The organism is Sulfurimonas autotrophica DSM 16294 (assembly GCF_000147355.1).
Taxonomy (GTDB): domain Bacteria; phylum Campylobacterota; class Campylobacteria; order Campylobacterales; family Sulfurimonadaceae; genus Sulfurimonas; species Sulfurimonas autotrophica.
On record NC_014506.1, the window covers coordinates 256,649 to 272,788 of the forward strand.

At 30.5% G+C, this 16,140-nt stretch carries 17 protein-coding genes; all 17 read left to right on the top strand.

The features are described from left to right. Positions 1–139: 139 nt before the first annotated feature. The gene (locus tag SAUT_RS01385) at positions 140–964 is read left to right on the top strand and encodes an ABC transporter permease (protein WP_013326084.1); all 825 of its coding nucleotides are present in this window, start codon (positions 140–142) and stop codon (positions 962–964) included. Beyond that, positions 964–2,289 carry an ABC transporter ATP-binding protein gene (locus tag SAUT_RS01390; RefSeq protein WP_013326085.1) on the top strand — a complete coding sequence of 442 codons (1,326 nt, stop codon included), beginning with the start codon at positions 964–966 and terminating at the stop codon, positions 2,287–2,289. Before SAUT_RS01385 ends, SAUT_RS01390 begins: the two co-directional genes overlap by 1 nt. After that, the gene (locus SAUT_RS01395) at positions 2,282–3,025 is read left to right on the top strand and encodes a sulfotransferase domain-containing protein (RefSeq protein WP_013326086.1); all 744 of its coding nucleotides are present in this window, start codon (positions 2,282–2,284) and stop codon (positions 3,023–3,025) included. The genes SAUT_RS01390 and SAUT_RS01395 overlap by 8 nt, the downstream gene beginning before the upstream one ends. After that, a complete protein-coding gene (locus SAUT_RS01400; RefSeq protein ID WP_013326087.1) occupies positions 3,026–4,336 on the top strand; it encodes a sulfotransferase family protein in 1,311 nt (436 codons plus the stop codon). After that, a complete protein-coding gene (locus SAUT_RS10990; protein WP_013326088.1) occupies positions 4,333–6,195 on the top strand; it encodes a lipopolysaccharide biosynthesis protein in 1,863 nt (620 codons plus the stop codon). The genes SAUT_RS01400 and SAUT_RS10990 overlap by 4 nt, the downstream gene beginning before the upstream one ends. 15 nt (positions 6,196–6,210) lie before the next feature. Continuing rightward, positions 6,211–7,065, top strand: a complete 855-nt coding sequence (locus SAUT_RS10995; RefSeq protein ID WP_013326089.1) for a putative glycosyltransferase, fusion protein — start codon at positions 6,211–6,213, stop codon at positions 7,063–7,065. 32 nt (positions 7,066–7,097) lie between these two features. Then, positions 7,098–7,940, top strand: coding sequence for a glycosyltransferase (locus SAUT_RS01415; protein ID WP_013326090.1), 843 nt, complete (start codon positions 7,098–7,100; stop codon positions 7,938–7,940). Then, positions 7,940–9,043 (top strand): DUF1972 domain-containing protein, encoded by a 1,104-nt coding sequence (locus SAUT_RS01420; protein WP_013326091.1) that lies wholly within the window; start codon positions 7,940–7,942, stop codon positions 9,041–9,043. The genes SAUT_RS01415 and SAUT_RS01420 overlap by 1 nt, the downstream gene beginning before the upstream one ends. Positions 9,044–9,189: 146 nt before the next feature. Next, positions 9,190–10,374 (top strand): exopolysaccharide biosynthesis polyprenyl glycosylphosphotransferase, encoded by a 1,185-nt coding sequence (locus SAUT_RS01425; RefSeq protein ID WP_245534112.1) that lies wholly within the window; start codon positions 9,190–9,192, stop codon positions 10,372–10,374. Beyond that, the gene (locus SAUT_RS01430) at positions 10,371–11,594 is read left to right on the top strand and encodes an O-antigen ligase family protein (protein ID WP_013326093.1); all 1,224 of its coding nucleotides are present in this window, start codon (positions 10,371–10,373) and stop codon (positions 11,592–11,594) included. Before SAUT_RS01425 ends, SAUT_RS01430 begins: the two co-directional genes overlap by 4 nt. A gap of 184 nt (positions 11,595–11,778) precedes the next feature. Then, positions 11,779–11,892 (top strand): 50S ribosomal protein L36, encoded by a 114-nt coding sequence (gene rpmJ / locus SAUT_RS01435; protein ID WP_041675103.1) that lies wholly within the window; start codon positions 11,779–11,781, stop codon positions 11,890–11,892. A 2-nt stretch (positions 11,893–11,894) separates the two neighbouring features. After that, positions 11,895–12,257 (top strand): 30S ribosomal protein S13, encoded by a 363-nt coding sequence (rpsM, locus tag SAUT_RS01440; RefSeq protein WP_013326094.1) that lies wholly within the window; start codon positions 11,895–11,897, stop codon positions 12,255–12,257. 11 nt (positions 12,258–12,268) lie between these two features. Further along, entirely contained in the window at positions 12,269–12,661 is a 393-nt protein-coding gene (rpsK, locus tag SAUT_RS01445; RefSeq protein ID WP_013326095.1) for a 30S ribosomal protein S11, read from the top strand. A gap of 11 nt (positions 12,662–12,672) precedes the next feature. Then, positions 12,673–13,299, top strand: coding sequence for a 30S ribosomal protein S4 (gene rpsD / locus SAUT_RS01450; RefSeq protein ID WP_013326096.1), 627 nt, complete (start codon positions 12,673–12,675; stop codon positions 13,297–13,299). Between the two features lie 27 nt (positions 13,300–13,326). Further along, a complete protein-coding gene (locus SAUT_RS01455) occupies positions 13,327–14,328 on the top strand; it encodes a DNA-directed RNA polymerase subunit alpha (protein WP_013326097.1) in 1,002 nt (333 codons plus the stop codon). 15 nt (positions 14,329–14,343) lie between these two features. Beyond that, positions 14,344–14,694, top strand: a complete 351-nt coding sequence (rplQ, locus tag SAUT_RS01460) for a 50S ribosomal protein L17 (RefSeq protein ID WP_013326098.1) — start codon at positions 14,344–14,346, stop codon at positions 14,692–14,694. A gap of 146 nt (positions 14,695–14,840) precedes the next feature. Next, complete coding sequence (locus SAUT_RS01465) at positions 14,841–16,073, top strand: aldo/keto reductase (RefSeq protein ID WP_013326099.1); 1,233 nt, start codon at positions 14,841–14,843, stop codon at positions 16,071–16,073. Positions 16,074–16,140: the final 67 nt, after the last annotated feature.

Sequence of the window (16,140 nt, forward strand, 5' to 3'; positions counted from 1 at the left end):
TTATACTCTCAATAGGATTTAAGATTAAGTTGTCCATAAAATATACTATGAAGATAATAGCAAATTTTTAGAGATAAGGATTAATTAAAATGATTGCAATAGGTGGAGTGGAAGTATTGATATCAGTTGAAACTCAAGAATGTTAAAGTTAAAAGAAAATTTTTTCAAAGAGTTCTATAGGTTTCTAAAACATATTCTTGCAAACAGAGGGCTGCTAAGAGCGCTCATCATCAATGATTTTAAAAAGAACTATCTAGGTACATACTTGGGCTTAGTATGGGCATTTATACAACCATTGACTTTTATGTTAGTTATATGGTTTGTATTTACTTATGGTTTTAGAACAGCTTCGCACGGAGACACTCCATACTTTTTATGGTTAGCATCTGGAATGATACCTTGGTTTTTTATCTCAAATGCTTTAACTGCAGGAACGAGTGCTATAACGAACAACTCTTTTTTAGTAAAAAAAGTGGCTTTTAGAGTGAGCATATTACCTCTCATTCAAATAGGTTCAGCATTGATTATCCACATAGGCCTTGTTTTATTTTTGATCATGATGTTTTTATTGTATGGATTTTCTCCATCTGTTTACTGGGTGCAATTACCTTACTTTATCTTATGTACTGTATTGCTACTGCTTGGTATATCTTGGATGACTTCTGCTATAAGAGTATTTGTAAAAGATATAGGAAACATTATCGGTGTGCTATTGCAGATAGGATTTTGGGCGACGCCGATATTTTGGAATATAAGTATGATTTCCCCAAATCACCAATGGATACTAAAACTCAACCCTGCGTATTATATAGTACAAGGGTATAGAGATACTTTCATAAACCATGTTTGGTTTTGGGAGATGCCAAAAGTAACACTGTACTACTTAGGCATAACAACTGTATTTTTTATACTTGGTGCCATAGTTTTTAAAAGACTCAGACCTCATTTTGGAGATGTACTGTAATGAATAAAAATATAGCCATAAAAGTACAAAACCTTACAAAAATATACAAACTCTATAAAGAGCCTATAGACAGACTTAAGGAAGCGCTTAATCCATTGGGGAAGGCACATCATAAGAATTTTCATGCTCTTAAAGATGTAAGTTTTGAGATAAAAAAAGGTGAAACTGTAGGTATTATAGGTAGAAACGGTAGTGGAAAATCCACTCTTCTTAAAATAATAACAGGTGTTTTAACGCCATCAGCTGGAAGAGTAAATGTGCATGGAAAGATATCTGCTATACTTGAGCTTGGTGCTGGATTTAACCCTGAAATGAGTGGACTTGAAAATATATACTTAAATACTTCTATCAATGGTATGTCTAAGAAAGATACGGATAAAAAAATAAAAGAGATACTAGAGTTTGCAGAACTTGGTGAGTTTATCCACCAGCCCATAAAAACATACAGCAGTGGAATGAAAGCAAGACTAGGGTTTGCAGTAGCCATAAACATAGAACCAGACTTACTCATAGTTGATGAAGCCTTAGCTGTGGGTGATGCGGCCTTTCAAAGAAAATGTTTTGCAAAAATGGAGCAGATAAGAGAAGCAGGGACTACCATACTCTTTGTAAGTCATAGTGAAGGAAGTATAGTGAGTCTTTGTAGTCGTGCTATCTGGCTGAGCAATGGTGAGAAAATCATAGAGGGCAAACCTAAACTTGTTACTGGACTTTATATGAAAAATGCAAATAAAAATATGATTGATAAAGCTATTATTGAAGCAGAGTTGCAAGAGTTAGAAAAAAAATCAGAAAAAAAAGATAAATCTAAAAAGAAAGAAGTTCAAAAAAAAGCAAAACATGCGATTGAAGAATTTTATGACCCATCACTTAAACCAAAATCAACAATCTACTATGAAGAAAAAGGTGCAAAAATAAGCGATATAAAAGTCACTACTCTTGATGGAAGAGAGGTTAATGTTTTGATACATGGATATAACTACATCTATTCTTATGTAGTTAATGTAAAAAATAAGACAGAAGATGTAAGATTTGGTTTTTTAATAAAAAATACACTGGGGGTAGCCATAGCTGGTGGTTCGTATTCTATGAGAGAGCACCAAGGGATAGATATTGTTCCTGAAGGTAACTATATGATAAAATTTTCTTTTAAATGTTTATTTAACGAAGGAGAATATTTTTTAAATGCAGGATGTAGTTCGTTTAAAAAACATATACATCGTATTGTAGATACTTATGCATTTAAAGTTATGCATATAGAAAAAATGATATGTACATCTTCTGTAAATTGTATTGATAATTGTGAGGTGATTAGAAGTGATTGATTTTTTATGTATTGGTGCACAAAAATCGGGTACAACATTGCTCTATGAACATTTAAAAAAGATAGATGATATTTTTTTACCTGAGAGAAAAGAATTGCATTTTTTTGATGATATTAAAAATTATAATAGAGGGATGAATTATTATTTAGAATACTTTAAAGATGCTAAAAAAGATCAGATAAGAGGAGAGATTACGCCTGCTTATATTTTTTTTGATGAAGCTCCAGAGAGGATTAGAGAATCTTTGGGCAATAAAAAGATTAAATTTATTGTTCTTCTTAGGAATCCTGTCGATAGAGCTTATTCTCAATATAATATGTCCTTTTTAACACAAGGGCATGAAAGTTTGAGTTTTGAGCAGGCATTAATATATGAAAATTATAGATTGAAAGAATATTCAGACTATGTAAATTTTACATATCTAAAAAGAGGGTTTTATTCCAATCAAATATTAAATTATTTTAAATATTTCAATAAGGAACAATTTAAGTTCATTATATATGAAGAGTTTGTTCAAGAACAAAAAAAGTATATATATGAGATATTGGATTTTTTAGAAATAGATGTAAGTACAAAAAATTTGCAAATAGAGAATCAAGTTGTATTTCAAAATAAATATAATAAGATGAAAACTGAAACGAGAAAGGTATTAAATCAAATTTATAAAAAAGAAATAAATATATTAGAAAGTATTCTTGAACGTAATTTAAGTATATGGAAAGAAGGGAACAATTAAATGCGACAAACAGCTATATTGGTATTAGGAATGCATAGAAGCGGAACAAGTGCTTTGACAGGTGTCCTTAATATGTGTGATATATATCTAGGCAGTGAGCTTATGGCCGCAAACCATGCGAATGAAAAAGGTTACTTTGAAAATAATGAACTTTTTAAAGTTAATGAAAAACTACTTTTTGAATGTAATAGTTCGTGGGATGATATTTTTTACAATGAAGAGAAACTTGAAAATATTAAAAATATTGATGAGCTAAAAAAGATCATCAAAAAAGAGTTTGAATATAGTAATATTTTTGCCATAAAAGATCCTAGACTTGCATTTTTGTTTCCTGTTTATAAAAAAGCACTTGAAGAATTACATATAGATATTAAAGTGATCTTACCATACCGAAACCCTGTAGAAGTGGCGAACTCTTTACATACAAGAGATGGAATAAGTATGGAAAAAGGAATGCTGCTTTGGGGGTATTATTTCTTACTTGCTGAGAAACAGAGTAGAGGATATGAAAGAGTTTTTGTGGATTTTGATAATCTCATAAATGAAACTACTGATACTGTCAAAATGATTGCTAAATCATTAAATATTGATTTGGATGAAAAATATTTAAAGAATAGACAAGAAATAGAGAAGTTTTTAGAAGCTGGTTTAAAACACCATAACATTTCTATAGATAACTTATCTAGTAAAATTCCTACAATGGTGCAAAAAGTTCTTGCTTTAAAAGATTGTTTTAACAATAAAAGCGTTTTAAAAAAGTTTGATGAACTGAGAAATGAGTTTTTTAGTTATCAAAAACTTTTTTATAATAGGGAGATTATAAATTTTTTGGAGGAACTGCAAAAAACCAAAGAGACCCTCACACAAAGCCAAGAAACAATAGCTCAAAAAGATAAAGAGCTTGCCCAGACCAAAGAGACCCTCACACAAAGCCAAGAAACAATAGCTCAAAAAGATAAAGAGCTTGCCCAGACCAAAGAGACCCTCACACAAAGCCAAGAAACAATAGCTCAAAAAGATAAAGAGCTGACAGAAGTCAAAGAGAATTTAGCCCAAAAAGACAAAGAGCTGACACAGGCCAAAGAGAGTTTAACCCAAAAAGACAAAGAGCTGACACAGGCCAAAGAGAGTTTAACACAAAAAGACAAAGAGCTGATACAAGTCAAAGAGGATTTAACTCAAAAAGACAAAATGATCAAAAGTAAGAATAAAGAAATAGAATCTTTAAAAGATGAATTAGTTTTAATTTATACCAGTAGAAGCTGGAAGTTCACAAAGATACTAAGAAGAATCAAAAGGTTTACAAAATGATAAAAAAACTAAAACAAATCAAATGGTATAAAGCCATAAAAAAGAGTGACCTGTTTGATATAAAATATTACCTGTTTACCTATACGGATATTAGAGCAATGGATATAGACCCTATATGGCATTATATAAAATATGGAGCTGATGAAGGGCGAAATCCCAGTGACAAGTTTGACACTAGTTTTTATTTAAGTACATATAATGATGTTAAAGAAAAAGGAGTGAATCCTTTAGCGCATTATATATTACATGGAAAGAACGAAGGAAGAAAAACTTCTAAGTCAAATTATAGTAATAAATCTTCCGATGCTGTCTCTATCCCAAAATATAAATACGTTAAAGTCAACAATGCTCTTAAAAATGATTCTGTTTGTATTTTTGCGCACTATGATAAAGATAACATTATTGACGACTATGTTGTGAACTATATTAAGGAATTAAAGAAAATAGATATTGATATTATATTTGTTACAGTATGTGAAGATATGAAAATGAATGAATTAGAGAAATTAAATCAATATGTTTCTATTAATATAGTTAGAGAAAACATTGGTTATGATTTTGCTTCATGGAAAATCGGTTTAGACTATATTATAGAAAATAGTATTAATTGCAAAACATTGATTTTAGCTAATGACAGCGTTTACGGTCCTTTATATAATTTAAAAACAATATTTAATTCTATGCAAAAGAAAAATTATGATATTTGGGGATTAACGGATAATTTTTATAGCAGCTACCATTTGCAGAGTTATTTTTTGGTTTTTAATCAACAGGCCATAAAGTCAAATATTTTTATTGATTTTTTTAAAGAGATGAAAGTTATTGAAGATAAAGCGCAATTAATAGAAGCATATGAAATTGGACTGAGTAAATTACTCGCTAAACACTTTAAGCTTGGCAGTTATATAGCGGTACAAGATGTATGTACAACCTTATTAAAGCAAAATCTTTCACTACCGGCCGGATTAAAAGCAAGTATTGCTAATTATACAATAAATGTAACTCATATTGGATGGAAAGAACTTATTGAAAAATTCAAATTCCCTTTTATAAAAGTTGAATTACTAAGAGATAATCCCATTAAAATGAACAATTTGGATTATATTAAGATATTGGCTAAGAAAGATGACTATATATATGATTTTAATCTAATATCATCTCATTTAAAAAAGGTTGAAAAAAAAACAAATAAAATAAGCGGTTACAATATAATCAACCGAGCAACAAAAAAGAGTGAGAGAAAAACGATTTGTGCTCTTGGATCAGCACGAGGCGGAACATCTATGGTTTCAGGGCTACTTAGAATTATGGGTGTCAATATGGGGGATGATTTAGATCCGGACACAAATGAAGATAAAGATTTTTTGCACGCTTCCAATCCAATTGAAGATATATATAATATTCACAGCGAGGGACATGAGAAAGTCAAGAAAAAATTAATAAATTTAATAAATAAAAAAAATGAACAGTATAAAGTTTGGGGATGGAAAGACCCTCAAGGAATGATGTATTTTGATAAAATAGATTCATTTTTAAGAGAACCGTACTGCATTATAATATACAGAGATCCACTGGCAATTACACAAAAAGAGATTAATGACGGTATTCATAAAGATATAATTAGTACATTAGAGTTTGTTGTAAATCATAGATTTAAAGAACTTGTGAATGTAACGAAATTTATTCAACAAAAGAATTATCCGTTACTTTTAATAAGTTATGAGAGATCATTAAGGGATAAAGAAAATTTAATTCAAACTTTAGCAGATTTTTTAAATCTTGAATTATCTCAAGAAGTTGTAGATAAATGTAAAGATTATGTAAAAGCTGATAGAAATACAGGGTTAATAAATATATAAATGATTAGGAATTAGATGAACAGAGCAGTTGTTTTTGCCCATTACGATATAGATAATGTTGTTGATCAATATGTATATGTATATTTAAAAGAATTGAGTAAAATTTCTAATTATATCGTTTTTGTCTCAACTGCTGATTTAACCCAAAAAGATATAGAATTATTAAGCCGAATATGTGCTAAAGTAATAATTAGAGATAATATAGGATATGATTTTATGAGCTATAAAATTGGGCTAGAAAGCTTTGATTATATAAAATATGATGAAATCATAATATGCAATGATAGTGTATATGGACCTTTTTATCCGCTAGAGAATGTTTTTAATGCAATGAAAAATAAACAGTGTGATGTCTGGGGTATGACATCAGGACAAGAAATATCTTTGCATTTACAAAGTTATTTCTTGGTGTGTAAAAAAACAGTTCTTTTGTCTTCATATTTTTCAGACTTCTGGAAAAATGTAAAAGTTCTTGATAATAAGCGAAAGATTATAGAAACTTATGAAGTTGGTTTTAGTGCAAAACTTTTGTCATTAGGATTTAAATTAGCTTCATATGCTGAGTATAAACCGGTATTTATGGAAAAATATACTGTAAAATTAAGAAGAGTTACTTTTTATAAAATTTTTAAAAAGATAATTTCTCTCTTTGAGGGCAGAAGTGTATTTCAAAATTCGTTATCTGTAAATATAACACATCAGTATTGGAAAGAACTTTTGTTGGTATCAAAAATGCCTTTTTTAAAAGTGGAATTATTGAGAGATAATCCTTTAAAAATTAATATACTGGATTTTGAGGATGTTATTAAAAAAATATCTGATTATGATGTTTCTTTAATTCAAAAGCATTTGCATAGAACAAAGAAGTAAAATGTATTTGCCAATAAGGTTGATAATTATCAATGAAAAAAACACTTAATAATATAGTAATTTTACTAGCAGTATATAATGGCGAAAAATATCTCACTCAGCAGATAGAGAGCTTAACAAATCAAAGCGTGAAAGTTGATATTATTATCAGAGATGATGGTTCAACTGACAATTCCATAAAAATTATAAAAGACTATGTAGACAATTATGATAATATTTATTTTTTAGAAGATGATTTACTTTCAACAAGAGCACAAAGTAATTTTAGTATTCTATTGGAATATGCAAAAAAATTAAACAAGTACAAATATTTTATGTTTTGTGATCAGGATGATGTATGGCTCGATAATAAAGTTGAATATACCTTAAATAAAATGCTTGAACTAGAGAAAAAATATTCAAACTTTCCTTTAATGGTGTTTTCAAATCTGATTGTGGCTAACAATAATTTGGAAATCATTTCTACTTCTATGTGGAAAAGTGAAAAACTAGATATAGATATTATGAAAAATTTATATGATATATTGTCATTAAATGTCGTAACAGGATCAACAATCATGATAAATGAATACGCACTGCATAAGATGTCTCCAATGCCTCTAAACTATATTTATCATGATCATTGGATAGCAGCCAATATTGTAAAATATGGAAAATATGCATATATTGAAGAACCTTTGACTATTTATAGGCAGCATGAACATAATGTTTTAGGTTCATCAAATAAAGGAATTAAATATTTTATTCAAAAAATTATTGACTTGTTCATCCATTTTTCTAATTTTAAAAAGAAATATAGTTATTTTGATTTTGAAATTAGTTTAAGCAGAGTTATCTTTCACAAAGTAATATTGAATATCAAGAGGCTTAAATAGTGAAAATAGCAATTCTGGGAACAAGAGGCATACCAAATAATTACGGAGGATTTGAACAGTTTGCCGAGCATTTAGCGGTTGCTTTAGTAAAAAGAAAGCATGAAGTCACTGTTTACAATTCACACAATCATAGTTATAAAGAAGATTATTACAATGGTGTAAGAATAAAACATATATATGATCCGGAGGATAAAATTGGAACAATAGGTCAATTAATATATGATTTTTTATCAATTATAGATACAAGAAAAGAAAAATATGATGTTATCTTACAGTTGGGATATACCAGTAGTTCGGTATTTTTTAAGCTGCATCCAAAAGATTCTATTATTGTGACAAATATGGACGGTTTAGAATGGAAGCGTACAAAATATTCCAAGAAAGTTCAAATGTTTTTAAAGTGGGCGGAATCTCTTGCAGTGAAAAGAAGTGATTATCTTGTAAGCGACTCCGTTGGTATTCAAAATTATCTAAAGAAAAAATATAATATTGAATCTACTTATATACCGTATGGATCGGATGTATTTAAGAATCCTGATGACAAAGTAATAAAAAAGTTCAATTTAACACAGTTTAATTACAATATGTTGATTGCAAGAATAGAACCGGAGAATAGTATAGAAATGATTTTGGAAGGAGTGTGTTTATCTCAAAAAAATATGAAGTTTTTAGTTATTGGAAATATTAATACTTCATATGGTGAATATATAACAAATAAATTTAGTAAATATTTAAATATAATTTTTACCGGTGCGATTTATGATATAAATATTTTAAATAATTTAAGATATTACTCAAATCTTTACTTTCATGGGCATACCGTAGGCGGTACCAATCCATCACTTTTAGAAGCTATGGGTTCAAGTGCATTAATATGTGCAAATAAAAATGAATTTAATGAATCTATTTTAGATGAAGATGCTTTTTATTTTCAAAATAAAAAAGATGTTGCAATAATTATTAATAGTATAGTTAAAGAGAAATATCTTCACAAAGTAGAAAATAATTTAATAAAAATAGAAAAACTTTACCAATGGGATAAAATTATTGATTCATATGAAAGATTATTTTTAGATATAAAATACTCTTCAAGAATAAAGTAGATATAATTTTATTTATGAAAAAACATTTATTAAATATATTTATTCTTCTTCTTGATATTTTATTATTGATCGGTATATTTTATTTAGCTATTTTTTTAAGGACTAGTATTAAGACTTCAGGAATAGCTGAATTTAGTCCATACACTTTGAATGAATTCGCATTTGTTGTATTTATTATAGTTGCACTGATGTATTATGAAAAGATATATACTCTGCAATATGATTTTTGGCAAGAGACGAAAAAAATTCTAAAATCTTTGATTTTGGCATATTTTATCGTGTTAGCACTACTGACACTTACAAAAACATCATTTGGCTATTCACGGCTTTTTATTAGTATCTATTTTTTGTTTGCAGTTTTTCTCATGCCGATAGCTAAAAGATTTGAAAAAAGAATCATATACAAATTTCCATTTTTTAAGAAAAAAGTGTTGGTAATGGGAGATAACAATCAGGTAGAAGTCTTAAAAAAAGAGCTGCGTGATAATTGGTATATTGGTATGGAAAGTGATGATAAAGAGTATGATACGGTTATTATATCCTCGCAGGGAATGAGTGTAGAAGAAGTGAATCATAAAATCACAAAATATTTAGAGGCTAACACCGCGGTTTATATTGTACCTTATGTGACAAATATAAACTTTGCCAATTCAAATATTATGGAGTACTCAAATATAAGGTACAGTACGATACAGGTAGAAAATAAACTTCTTTTAAAAATAAATATATGGATAAAAAACCTGTTTGACCTGTTTGTTACTTTGATGATAATGCCGTTCTTTTTGCTTATTCACGCTGTAATTAGTTTAGCTATTATCTTAGATTCCAAAGGGGCTGTATTTTTTAAGCAAGATAGATTAGGCAAAGATGATAATAATTTTGTATGTTATAAATATAGAACTATGTATAAAAATGCGGACGATATCCTAAAAAATTATTTAAAAAGTAACCCCGATGAAGTTAAATACTATGAAGAGTATCATAAGTACAAAAATGATCCTCGTGTAACAAAAATCGGCAGACTTTTAAGAACAACTTCAATGGATGAATTACCGCAGATTATCAATGTACTAAAAGGTGAGATGAGCCTAGTCGGTCCTCGTCCTTATATGCTAAATGAATCTGATAAACTTGGAGAAGATAAAAACTTTATACTTAAAGTCAAACCCGGCATCACAGGATTATGGCAAGTAAGCGGTAGAAATAATTTGACTTTTAAACAAAGAAATGAGCTGGAAGTATGGTATATTAAAAACTGGTCTTTATGGGCTGACTTCGTTATTCTTATTAAAACGGTTAAAGTAGTGTTTTCAAAAATTGGAGCAAAATGAAAAATTTGTTTAAAAAGGATATAAATACTTACATTAATTATCTTATAATTGCATATGCTTTTAGTTTTCCTATCTCAAAAGCAGCTGTTAATATTATAGAAGTGTTAATGATATTACTATGGATATATCAAGATAATTGGAATCATAAAATTAAACTTTTAAAATCAAGTAAATTTATAATATTTATCTCGCTTTTCATTCTTTATAATGTTATCTCGATTCTATGGGCTTCAGATACAATATTCGCACTTAATTACATTGGAAAATATCATCATTTTTTAATGATTCCCATCATATATACCGCATTAGAGAAAAAATACATTAATTATGTTCTTTCAGCATTTGTAGCAAGTGTATTTATTAGTGAGATAATGTCTTATGGTATATATTTTAAATTATTTACATATAAGCATGCCACCCCGGAATTTCCTACACCGTTTATGCATCACATCACCTATAGTGTGATTTTGGCATTTACAAGCACTATATTATTAATAAATTTTTTTATGGCAAAAGAATTAAGGTACAAGATATTTAATATTTTATTTTTTATTACATTGACTATAAATTTATTTATAAATGGCGGCAGAACAGGACAGCTTCTCTTCGTTATTTTACTTTTTACGCTCTTTTTCATGTTTATGAAAAGCAAAATAAAGGCTATTATATTATCTACGGTTATAATCATTACAATTCTATTACTTGCATATAATTTTAGCAGCAATTTTAATTCTAGAATTCATCAATTACAAAGTGGTTTGCATAAGGCTATCGATAAAAAAGATTATACTGATCAGGGTGGTATGAGAATTGTTATGATAAAAATAGGAACAGAAACCTTTTTAGATAATTTTATAAAAGGAACCGGTATTGGGAATGTTATGAAAGATGCCAATATTTATAGTGCTAAAAATCATTATAAAACAAGAGATATGCATATATTTGGAGATTTTCATAATGTTTTTATCAATACGGCAGCACAGCTTGGTATATTAGGTTTAATAATTTTATTGGCAATATTTTATTCATTATTGAGTTTAAAATTTAAAACAAAGCAGTATTATATTTTAAATTTAATGTTTGTTATATCATTTATACTTTTTTCCTGCACGCATAATACATTCCATACTATGAATCCGATGGTTTTCTTTGTTGTGTTTACAGGATTATTCAATGCAATATCTAGAATTGAAACACAAGAAGTTAGAATTGTTAAATAAATGAGATTTAATAATACTTTTACATTAATTTGTGTATAATTCCCATCCGCTTTACTGTTTTAACAAAAGAGAAGAGTATTTCTATCTTTAATATATAATGTATAGAAGATAAAAGTATTGGCAAGCGAATAAATAGAATTCTTTGCCTGAAAACAGTAAAGACAACGACTAATAAGGACTTACGATGAAAGTAAGAGCTTCAGTGAAAAAGATGTGTGATGACTGCAAAGTTATCAAAAGAAGAGGTATTGTAAGAGTAATCTGCAAGAACCCTAAACATAAACAGAGACAAGGATAACCATGGCTCGTATTTCTGGTGTAGATTTACCTAAGAAAAAACGTATAGAGTATGGATTAACATACATCTATGGTATTGGTCTTCATACTGCTCGTCAAATATTAGACGCAACAGGGATAGACTATAACAAAAGAGTTTTCGAATTAAACGAAGAAGATGTAGCAGCGATTACGAAAGAAATCCGTGAAAACCATATGGTTGAGGGTGATTTACGTAAAAAAGTTGCAATGGATATTAAGGCACTTATGGATTTAGGTTCATACCGTGGTCTACGTCACCGTCGTGGTCTTCCATGTCGTGGTCAAAAAACTAAGACAAATGCGCGTACTCGTAAGGGTAAACGTAAAACTGTCGGCGCAGCGTAAGGAATTATAGTATGGCAAAAAGAAAAGCTGTTAGAAAAAAAGTAGTAAAAAAGAATATATCACGTGGTATTGTTCATATTGCGGCATCATTTAATAATACTCTTGTAACTATTACAGATGAAATGGGTAATATGATTGCTTGGAGTTCTGCTGGAAGCCTTGGTTTTAAAGGTTCTAAAAAATCAACTCCATTTGCTGCACAAGCGGCTGTTGAAGATGCAGTTGCAAAAGCTCAAGTACATGGTATTAAAGAACTTGGTATTAAAGTTCAAGGTCCTGGTTCTGGTCGTGAAACTGCAGTGAAAGCTGTCGGTGCTATCGAAGGAATCCGTGTTACATTTATGAAAGATGTTACACCATTACCACACAACGGTTGTCGCGCGCCTAAGCGTCGTAGAGTTTAAGGAGATTACTGATGGCAAGATATAGAGGTCCAGTAGAAAAGATCGAAAGAAGATTCGGAGTAAGCCTAAACTTAAAAGGTGAGCGTCGTTTAGCAGGAAAATCTGCTTTAGAAAAGCGTCCTTACGGTCCAGGTCAACATGGCCAACGTCGTAAAAAAGTTTCTGAGTATGGTTTACAACTTAATGAAAAGCAAAAAGCGAAATTCATGTATGGTATTTCTGAAAAGCAATTCCGTGCTTTATTCGTTGAAGCAAAACGTCGTGATGGAAATACAGGTACAAACCTTATTACATTAATTGAGCAAAGATTAGACAATGTTGTTTATAGAATGGGATTTGCATCTACTCGTAGATTTGCTCGTCAACTAGTAACACATGGTCACATCTTAGTTGATGGTAAAAAACTTGATATTCCTTCTTACCGTGTTAAACCGGGTCAAAAAATAGAAGTGAAAGAAGCTAGTAAAGCTAACAATCAAGTTGTTCGTGCTATCGAGCTTACAAACCAAACTGGTCTTGCTCCATGGGTAGACATCGATGCTGAAAAAGTGTATGGTATCTTTACTCGTCTTCCAGAGCGTGAAGAAGTTGTTATTCCAGTTGAAGAACGTTTAATCGTTGAGCTTTACTCGAAATAATAATTTAATATAAAAGGCGTAAAAGATATGAAAAAGATTAAAACTACTCCACTTGCTCCACAAGAGTTTGAGGTAGAACAAATAAGTGATAATGAAGCAAATATCATGGCATACCCTTTTGAAGTAGGGTATGCTATATCGTTGGCTCATCCACTTCGCCGTTTTCTATTAAGCAGCTCGGTTGGTTATGCGCCAATTGCTATTAAAATCGAGGGTGCTAAACATGAGTTTGACTCAGTTCGTGGTATGCTTGAAGATATTTCAGATTTTATCTTAAATCTTAAAGAGATTCGCTTTAAATTAAACAATGATGCAACACAGGCAGAGATTAATTACAGCTTTGCGGGACCGTGTACTATTAAAGGTGCAGATCTTAGCAATGATGAAGTAGAGGTGGTAACACCTGATGCTCCGCTTGCAACTTTAAATGAAGATTCAACACTTAACTTCACACTTAAGATTGCTCAAGGGATTGGCTATGTAGCGAGTGAAGATACGGCTGTAGAAGTTGCTGATGATGATTATATTGCGTTAGATGCTTATTTTACTCCGGTAAGAAGCGCAACGTATAAAATTGACAATGTATTGGTAGAAGATAACCCTAACTTTGAAAGAGTTATTATGAATATCAAAACTGATGGACAGATTTCTCCTATTGATGCATTTAGAAACTCTTTAGAAGTAATGTATGCACAGTTAGCTGTATTTAATTCAGAAATCAGTATTAAAGCTCCTGCTACAATTGAGAGAGTTGAAGAATCACCTGATTTGAAAAAACTAACAACTAATATTGATAGTTTAGGATTAAGTGCACGTAGTTTTAACTGTCTTGATCGCTCAAGCATTAAACTCATCGGTGAAATTGTACTTATGAGTACAAATGATTTGAAAAATGTTAAAAATCTTGGAAAAAAATCTTATGATGAAATCGTAGAAAAAATTCAAGAATTTGGTTTTGAAGTTGGTGCTGATTTAGCTGATGATGTAGTCACTGCACTGAAAAAGAAAATAGAAGCCGTACAGGCGTAATAAGAGGAATTAGATATGAGACACCGTCATGGATATCGTAAACTAGGTCGTACAAGTGCACACCGTGCTGCTCTTTTAAAGAACCTTAGTATTTCGTTAATAGAACATGGTAAAATTGAAACAACTGCTGTAAAAGCAAAAGAGCTTCGCTCTTATATTGAGAAACTTATCACAACTGCTGGTAAAAATGACTCAAATGCGCACAGAGCAGTATTTGCTGCGCTTCAAAGTAAAGAAGCAACTAAAACTTTAGTAAATGAGTTAGCACCTAAGTACGTTGATCGTGCTGGTGGATATACTAGAATTACTAGAACTCGTATTCGTCGTGGTGATGCTACACCGATGGCATTTATCGAATTAGTATAAATTATTATTTATACCAATAATGGAGTAATCCATTATTGGTGCAGGGACCAAAGTCCCTACAACCCCCTAAAGCTACAAAAAACGAAGTTTTTTGAGAGATTAAGAAATTCCCAATTCTAAAATACTTTACATTACAGGATAGCATTATGAGTACTTTCGCATTCGGAACTTACAGAATTACAGATGAAAATCCCCTCCATATTGAAGCATTAAAAGAAGCTGTTGATGCAGGCATAGATTTAATTGACACCTCTACAAACTATACAGACGGCGGTGCTGAGAGGGCTATAGGCAAAGTATTGCGTAATTTTCCTGATGCCATAAGAGATAAGATTAAAATTGTAAGCAAATACGGATATATTCAAGGCTCAAATATGCTTGCACACAAAGAAGAAACTTTTGAAGATGTTGTGGAATTTAATCAAAGCTGTTACCACTCTATAGCAAATTCATTTATGAAAAAACAGCTCGATGCCTCTTTAGAGAGACTACAAATGAGCAAAATTGATTGTTATTTAATTCATAATCCTGAGTATTTTATATTGGATGCTTTGAATAAAGGTAAAAAAAGAGATGAAATACTAGATAGTATGTATCAAAGATTGTATGAAGCGTTTATAGGCTTGGAAGAGGAAGTGAAAGAGGGTCGCATAAACTCTTACGGTATCAGTTCAAACAGTTTTGCAAAGGCAAAAAACGATCCGAAATTTTTACCGTATGAAGATTTACTCACACTTGCACAAAATGCTGCACAAGAGGCAGGCAATAAAAAACACAGCTTCTCAACTGTGCAGCTGCCAGTAAATATAGTAGAGAAAGAGGGTTTAAAGTGTGCTGCTTGGGCAAAAAAACAGGGACTTCGGGTACTTGCTAACCGTCCGTTAAATGCACAAAAAGAGAATTTAATGTATAGACTGGCAGAATATTCGGAGAGTAAAGAGTACTATTATTACCTTAATGAATTACTGCAGGCTTGTGATAATGATTTACTCAAATCGTTGTATAATTTGATTGAACAAATGGATACGAACAAACATAAATTTGGCTGGGTAGGTGAATATGATACCTTTTTACATTCACAAATTATTCCTCATATCAAACAGGCTTTGCAAAATATCCAACCGGATACTTTGGATGAGCTGTTGCGATTTGTTGATCTGTTTTTACAAGAATATAGAATCATGGTTGCCTATGAGTGTTCAAAACGTGTCAGAGCTGAACTCAAAGAAGAATTTAAAGGGTGTCATAAAAAAGTGCAAGAGTGTGCTTTGGAATTTTTATGCAAGCAAGATGCAATTGATTACATTCTCGTGGGAATGAGAAAACCATCATATGTACAAGAAATTATGGCTATGCGTGAAAACATCTGTCTTGATTAAAATTTAGTTTTAAGTTAGCATAATAATTTTATGACTTGTTAAGCGATTTTGTCATATTTTATGATAA

Coding starts and splice junctions, on each gene's coding strand:
- SAUT_RS01385 (WP_013326084.1), top strand. CDS start 140: ATGTTAAAGTTAAAAGAAAATTTTTTCAAAGAGTTCTATAGGTTTCTA.
- SAUT_RS01465 (WP_013326099.1), top strand. CDS start 14,841: ATGAGTACTTTCGCATTCGGAACTTACAGAATTACAGATGAAAATCCC.
- SAUT_RS01455 (WP_013326097.1), top strand. CDS start 13,327: ATGAAAAAGATTAAAACTACTCCACTTGCTCCACAAGAGTTTGAGGTA.
- rpsK (WP_013326095.1), top strand. CDS start 12,269: ATGGCAAAAAGAAAAGCTGTTAGAAAAAAAGTAGTAAAAAAGAATATA.
- rpmJ (WP_041675103.1), top strand. CDS start 11,779: ATGAAAGTAAGAGCTTCAGTGAAAAAGATGTGTGATGACTGCAAAGTT.
- rplQ (WP_013326098.1), top strand. CDS start 14,344: ATGAGACACCGTCATGGATATCGTAAACTAGGTCGTACAAGTGCACAC.
- SAUT_RS10995 (WP_013326089.1), top strand. CDS start 6,211: ATGAACAGAGCAGTTGTTTTTGCCCATTACGATATAGATAATGTTGTT.
- SAUT_RS01430 (WP_013326093.1), top strand. CDS start 10,371: ATGAAAAATTTGTTTAAAAAGGATATAAATACTTACATTAATTATCTT.
- rpsM (WP_013326094.1), top strand. CDS start 11,895: ATGGCTCGTATTTCTGGTGTAGATTTACCTAAGAAAAAACGTATAGAG.
- SAUT_RS01400 (WP_013326087.1), top strand. CDS start 3,026: ATGCGACAAACAGCTATATTGGTATTAGGAATGCATAGAAGCGGAACA.
- SAUT_RS01390 (WP_013326085.1), top strand. CDS start 964: ATGAATAAAAATATAGCCATAAAAGTACAAAACCTTACAAAAATATAC.
- SAUT_RS10990 (WP_013326088.1), top strand. CDS start 4,333: ATGATAAAAAAACTAAAACAAATCAAATGGTATAAAGCCATAAAAAAG.
- SAUT_RS01415 (WP_013326090.1), top strand. CDS start 7,098: ATGAAAAAAACACTTAATAATATAGTAATTTTACTAGCAGTATATAAT.
- rpsD (WP_013326096.1), top strand. CDS start 12,673: ATGGCAAGATATAGAGGTCCAGTAGAAAAGATCGAAAGAAGATTCGGA.